General features: G+C 57.6%; 2 protein-coding genes and 1 pseudogene. All 3 read left to right on the top strand.

What is annotated here, in order from left to right; translation table 11 throughout:
• A pseudogene (locus JX325_RS17125) lies at nucleotides 1–275 on the top strand (SufBD protein); the annotation flags it as partial.
• Nucleotides 272–793, top strand: a complete 522-nt coding sequence (locus JX325_RS17120) for a hypothetical protein (protein WP_204792216.1) — start codon at nucleotides 272–274, stop codon at nucleotides 791–793. The pseudogene JX325_RS17125 and the gene JX325_RS17120, both read left to right, overlap by 4 nt.
• A gap of 13 nt (nucleotides 794–806) precedes the next feature.
• Nucleotides 807–1,235 (top strand): YaaA family protein (locus JX325_RS17115; RefSeq protein ID WP_204792215.1); only part of this gene is annotated, 429 nt, incomplete at its 3' end.

Raw genomic sequence — 1,235 nt, 5'->3', positions numbered from 1 at the left:
TCTCCATCCTGGCGGCCAATGCCCGTTGGGACAGGGAGGATAAATTTGATACATTGCTGGATGAATTTCTGTCCCACATCACGGATGTGAAGCCCATCACGGCCCGCCAGTGCGTGGCGGCTTTACCGGAAATTGCAGAAGCAAAACCGAATCTCATTCCCCGTATCCGGGCGGCATTGGAACAGGCCGACTTGAGCGGATACCCGGATAGTATGCAGCCGCTGGTTTTGAAGGACATCGTGGCGGCACTGCAAAAAATGGAGCGCTTCTCATGAAGACGCGGGGGACAGTAGAACTTGGTCTGACCATTCCTCTCCAGCGGCATTTGCATATTAAAGCACTCTCCTACGGCCAGGAGCCGGACCGCCGCTTCTGCTGGGACCTCCACATCATCCCGTTGCGGGGCAGGCCCAGTCTGCTGGCAGTCCACTGCCATACGCGATACACATTTGTGCTGTACGATCTCAGCCATCCGAAATGGGAGCGCCTGCCGGACATTTTCCTGGACGGTCTGCGGCTCAGTTTATCCGCCGCCGGTTTTCCCGCAGAAACGACGAAGGAACTGTGCGGTTCAGAACTGCCTCTGTTCACCAGGACCCATGGCCGCCGGGAGGTGGCCTTTTTAAACCGCGCCTGGGAGGACGTTATGGCCGCGGAGCTGGCCCTGGACGAAAACAGCCAAAGTCAGCCCTTGCTGGATCAGTTGGTCAACGCCAAACCCAGCCGCTGCGCGGGAATAGAAGGCCTGGACACAGCGGCAAGGCGACTGACGGAGATGCTTTCTCAAATCTGAAAGGAGGGGCTCTATGCGCATCATCATCGCCCCGGCGAAGAAAATGGTAGTGGACACGGGCAGCTTTGCCGTGGATAGTCTACCTCAGTTTCTGGAGCAGACGGAGCGGCTGAAAACTGTCCTCCAGGGTATGTCTCCCAAAGGTTTGCAGGCCCTTTGGAAGTGCAATGACACCATTGCCAAGTTGAATGTGGAACGGCTGGAGCAGATGGAGCTGCGCCGTAATCTCACCCCCGCCATTCTTTCCTACAAGGGCATTCAGTACCGCTACATGGCCCCCAGCGTGATGGAGACGACTCATCTGGACTATCTCCGGAAGCACTTGCGCATCCTCTCTGGCTTCTACGGTCTGCTTCGGCCTTTCGACGGCGTGACCCCCTACCGGCTGGAAATGCAGGCAAAGCTGGCGGTGGACGGCTGCCGGGACCTCTATCAGTTTTGG

Origin of the sequence: Oscillibacter sp. CU971, from assembly GCF_905219725.1 — a bacterium.
Lineage (GTDB): Bacteria > Bacillota > Clostridia > Oscillospirales > Oscillospiraceae > Oscillibacter.
The sequence above is the reverse complement of the archived record's forward strand: the minus strand, read 5'-3'. Positions and strand labels throughout refer to the sequence as shown.